Genomic DNA, 916 nt, shown 5'->3' on the forward strand with positions numbered 1-916 from the left:
TGCACACAGACATACCGGTAACCGTTGCCCTGCCTGGGGTGAACAATATCGTCCACCGCATACACAGTACCGGGCTGAATATCCACGCCATAGTCATCAAAGGTATAAACCAGAATGCCGTGGGTATACGGGGTGGTGCCCAGATCGTAAGTGCCATCCTCTCCCGACACCAGCTCGGCTATCAGGCTATGGCGATCCGCCGTTACCGCCCGTACCTTTCTTGGCCTGCCCACGCCATCCACCAGCGTCTTACCCATCACATGGGTGTACTGGGAGTAATCCCCCGCTTGGGGAATCAATACCGGCACACTGCCGCCTGTTACATTCCAGATCGCCTCATCGATGTTGGGATAGCTGGAGACCAGAGTGTCGTTGCCGGTGATGTCGGTTTTGACGTTCCGGGAACTATTGAACACATAGGTGCGCCTGCCGTTGGCATTGGTGTTCTCGGTGACGATGCACGTCACAGCATTTTCTATGTTGGTGTAGAAGGTGGACCAGTTGGTGGTTTCCCCGTAGATGTCCATACGCACGTTCTCGATGCTGTTACCGCTCACTGTTGAGCTGCACAGATAGGACAACTTGCGCGATGCAGTATTGGGATACCACTCCATGTGCAGGTTCTTGATGGTGCCTCGTATCCGTTGCCATAAGTAAGGGCTGGCAAAGACCGCATTACTGATGACATGGCCTTTGCCATCAATATTGGCGTAAATATCAACGTAACCGCCCAACGTCGTATTTTGCATGTCGATGTTCTGAATGACATCGTAGTGATGCCGGGCCGAGTTTTGATCCTCAAAGGCTACCTTGAACTGTTCTGCCGTCTCTATCAGATACGGGCTTTGTTCGGTGCCAGTTCCTGTGAACGTTACACTCATTAGTTTGCATCCCCTCTGACTTGTAATGTGAACTG

The 916-nt window shown here is 52.3% G+C and carries 1 protein-coding gene; it reads right to left on the reverse strand.

Annotation, left to right across the window (positions count from 1 at the left end):
• Positions 1 to 881: hypothetical protein (locus E1189_RS01015; protein ID WP_155158258.1), on the reverse strand; the 881-nt coding region annotated here is incomplete at its 3' end.
• Positions 882 to 916: the final 35 nt, after the last annotated feature.

It is taken from the genome of Parendozoicomonas verongulae, from assembly GCF_009711465.1.
GTDB lineage: Bacteria > Pseudomonadota > Gammaproteobacteria > Pseudomonadales > Endozoicomonadaceae > Sansalvadorimonas > Sansalvadorimonas verongulae.